The organism is Occallatibacter sp., from assembly GCF_049802275.1.
Classification (GTDB): Bacteria; Acidobacteriota; Terriglobia; order Terriglobales; family Acidobacteriaceae; genus Telmatobacter.
In genome coordinates this window covers 1-3,834 of the sequence record NZ_JBARMD010000352.1, presented here as the reverse complement: position 1 = coordinate 3,834, position 3,834 = coordinate 1, and the positions used below count along the sequence as shown (strand labels likewise).

Annotated in this window: 3 protein-coding genes and 1 pseudogene; all 4 read left to right on the top strand. The window is 52.0% G+C overall.

Annotated elements, in window-relative coordinates; genetic code table 11:
- Positions 1 to 114 (top strand): annotated as a pseudogene (locus WA354_RS12250) (IS630 family transposase); the annotation flags it as partial.
- A gap of 181 nt (positions 115 to 295) precedes the next feature.
- Entirely contained in the window at positions 296 to 1,807 is a 1,512-nt protein-coding gene (locus WA354_RS12245; RefSeq protein WP_472813294.1) for a hypothetical protein, read from the top strand.
- Positions 1,804 to 2,958 carry a glycosyltransferase family 4 protein gene (locus tag WA354_RS12240; RefSeq protein ID WP_472813293.1) on the top strand — a complete coding sequence of 385 codons (1,155 nt, stop codon included), beginning with the start codon at positions 1,804 to 1,806 and terminating at the stop codon, positions 2,956 to 2,958. The genes WA354_RS12245 and WA354_RS12240 overlap by 4 nt, the downstream gene beginning before the upstream one ends.
- A gap of 91 nt (positions 2,959 to 3,049) precedes the next feature.
- Positions 3,050 to 3,834: glycosyltransferase family 2 protein (locus WA354_RS12235; RefSeq protein ID WP_472813292.1), on the top strand; the 785-nt coding region annotated here is incomplete at its 3' end.

Here is a 3,834-nt window from a genome sequence, read left to right as displayed (position 1 = left end):
ATCGACCACCACAACGAACATCCCAAGCCATTCATCTGGACCGCCAAGGCCGCCGACATACTGGAAAAGGTAATGCGCGCCCGCACCGCTCTTCATAATCAGCAATCTGTATGACGCACTACACTAGCAGCACCTTCAGGGAATTGACAGATGAGTAGCCTGCGCCCTAGCATGTGTTCATAAATCACTGGATAGGTATTACTAACTGGCGGTTTAATCCGGCAATAATCGTCCATCCCTGGTAATGAGATGTCTCGTATTTGAGGGTTAATAGACCAATTCAAAGGCCAATCTGTTGAACATCGACGATCTTTTTCATTCCCCTCAAGACAACATAGCCAGGCTTGCTGAGATGCAGGTGCATCTTTATCGCAACGATGCGAATCTTCAAGACTATTTTCATTTGTTTGATACGGATGTATTCAGCCGCCCTCGCGACTCCGTCACTCCTCGTACGTCAATTAACCGGTATAAGTCATGGTCTTTTCGGGCTGTCGACAAAGCAACCCAAATTGTCAAACGGCGAAGGATCAAGACGGATATTCTCTTTTCTCCAACGCCCTACTTTGGCCGCCAAACTGAAATACGATTTCTGGCGCGAACACTGCTCGGGTTGGCGAAGACGGGGGCCGAGATACTATGCTTGCTTCCTCAATATTCGTCCATTCACCGGCAAATGGAACTTGAATTGGAAGCCGCTGGGTGCGGCAAGCAAGTAACATTTCTTGATCCGGAAATACCCTTTAATTCAATCGATGAACGAATGCGTCCGATTGCTGCCCAATTACGAGGTCGGGCGGTCTTTGCGAAAGCAGTTGAGATACTTGCGCCTTACGGACTAAGTCCGACGCGTTGGTCCGCTCCGGACTTCGAAAGGACAGCGGGGTATGTAGAGGCATGGGAACGTCTGGCGCCTTCGATCGAATTCGATACTGTCGTGGCACGATGTCATTGGTATGACCTCTGCAGTTCCGTATGCAGAACTGGCATTGAGCGAGGCAAACCTGTGATTACTTTTCAGCAGGGGGTGGTTGACCACACTCTGGACGTTCCCATTACAGCCTCAAAGTTTGTAGCTTTTGGTGCACCCTCTGCTTCTGTCCTCGCTGAAACAAACAGGAGGTTCTTTGATGCCGTTGGATCCCGAGGGCCGCGAGTCGATTACTACAACGCGGGTTCTCTGTTCGATGTTGTGGTGCCTCTTCCCGACCAATTCTCTGTTCGAAGCCTTCTATTTGTTGATTTCCATTCAGCGCCGGGCGATCCTTGGGGAACCGGGAAGGAAGTGGAAGCCCTCTTGCTGCTTGCAGAGAAAGTTCTCAGCGCCAAAGTACCTCTAACCCGCCTGATTATACGACCGCATCCGCATTGGCATAGTCACGATCTCGGAGCCTGTTTACAACTTGTGCGCGAGCATCGGGACGTATGCGAGTTGTCCCACCCCGTTTGGCCGCTTGAGGATGATTTGCGCCGCGCCTCTGTTGTTGTCGGAATTGCGAGCGGCGTCCTCACTATTGCTTCGGCGTCAGGGTTGCCAACGATCTTTATGAGGACGGAGCAAGGCTTCAAAATCCGCGATCTGGAGTGCTTTTCGCCTGCGCAGACTTTATTGCCTGACGATGCGTTTTGCGAAGTCAGCAGGCTCCTGACTGATTCCGAATCCTACGCCGAGGCGAGAAAAGTAGCGATGCACAATGCGAGCGAGTACTACGCAAATGGTGCCAACGCAGTTCTGGATGGCGCATTTTTCACAAGTCTCCTAAATAATCAGCCAATCAAGAAAGCTATAGAGGATGGTCCACGATGAGATTTGCATTTGTAAGCACAATGTGTGGCTACCCGTGGGGCGGAAGCGAGGAACTCTGGAGCCAAACCGCCATCCAGCTCAGACTGGAGGGGCACAATGTGCAGGCTTTGGTGGTGCACTATCCACAACTGTCTGCGAAGGTTACTGCTTTGGCAGAACAGGGCGTCAAGCTCGGAACTTATCGATTAGCAGGAGGCCCACGCTCGTTGATCAGTCGCGTCTGGCACAGGCTCACATTCAGGAATCGGAGAACCTATGCCCGATTGAAACGATCAAAGCCCGACTTGGCGGTTATTTCTCAGGGACATAATGCAGGCGGATTCGAATGGGCGAAAGTTTGTCGGAAGGCTTCGATCCCCTACGTACTTATAGTCCAAAGCAACAGCGAGCATATGTGGTTTCAAGATGATGAAATCGAGGAAGTCGCGGCGATCTACAAAGCGGCTCAAAAGGTCTTCTGCGTCTCCCATCGTAATCTCGATCTGCTGCAAATACAGTTGGGCGAACCGCTGGAAAACGGCGAAGTCGTCTGGAATCCGTACAACATTTGTCCGGAGGCTACTCCCACTTGGCCCGAGAAAAATGGACGGTGGAAGCTGGCATGCGTGGCGCGTATGGAGGTGCAATCCAAAGCGCAAGAGTTACTGCTGCAGGTCCTTGCTCGGCCGGAATGGCGCGCCCGTCCCATTGAGCTGAACTTCTTTGGGAAAGGTCCCCACGAACTGACCTTGCGGCGCTTGGCGGGCATGCTCAAGTTGGACCATGTACACTTCCGCGGTCACGTGGCGGATATCAAAGGGATCTGGGAGCAAAACCATATGCTTGTCCTTCCTTCGCGCTATGAGGGGCTCCCCTTGGCGCTAGTTGAGTCAATGTGGTGTGGACGGCCCGCTGTCGTGACGGATGTCGCAGGGAATACAGAAATGTGCGTTGACAACGAAACTGGATTCGTAGCACCCGCACCGACTGTGCCCTTGTTAGCCGATACGCTGCAACGAGCATGGGACCAGCGTGAAGAGTGGCAGAGCATGGGGCAAGCAGCGCGAGCGCGGGCAGAAAGCCAGATTCCAAGAAATCCGATTGCCCTGTTCGCCGAGAAATTGAAAAGTTGCGCCGTCACAGCGCGCCACGTACCAACCTCCGCGAACTGAGCTGAGACTTGGCGCGCCAAATGACGTGTAGGCTCAGAGCTTTTGGAGATCAACGACTAAACCTAGGGCGCCGATGCCAGGAGAACATAGGTTGGATAGCCCACCGTCAGCAAAAGGAAAGATATCGATCGTCATCCCGTGCTTCAATCAGGGCGAACTTTTGCTCGAAACATTGGCAAGTATTGAGAGATTCCGGAATGATTCCCTCAATGAAGTAATCATCGTGAATGATGGGTCAACGGACCTCACGACGTACCAGATCCTTTGCGAACTCGATGCGAATAGGTACACTGTGCTCCATCAACCCAACGAGGGGCTCGGTAAGGCGCGCAATACCGGCATCGAAATCGCGAGAAGCGAATTTATTCTTCCAGTAGATAGTGATAATCTCATTCGAAGTGCATACCTGGATCGCGGCGTGGCGCTGCTCATCAAGAATCCGGACCTGGGCGTAGTTTATGGGGATGCCGAATACTTTGGGGAGAGAACAGGTCGGTGGAGGGTTGCCGAATTCGATTGGATATCGATGGTCAAAATGAATTTTATAGATGCTTGCGCCTTGTACAGAAAGTGCGTTTGGGAGTCTGTTGGAGGGTACGATGAAAAGATGCCGCGAATGGGCTGGGAGGACTGGGATTACTGGATGCGCGTGGCTCTCCGCGGCTGGAGATTCATGCACCTGGACGAAATTGCTTTCGATTATCGCGTCCGTCAGAATTCGATGATCAACGATACAAAACGATATGCGTGTGAACTTTCTGCATATATTTTCAATAAACCAGGAAACGACGTCCTTAAGGTGCTGAAGAGTCAAGGTGAGGAGATTGAGCAGTTGTTGCGGGTTCGAGACTCATTGGATTATCGAGTCGGCCGCTT

What these genes read in the sequence shown, in the direction of transcription:
- WA354_RS12240 (WP_472813293.1), top strand. Translation starts at nt 1,804, where the DNA reads ATGAGATTTGCATTTGTAAGCACAATGTGTGGCTACCCGTGGGGCGGA.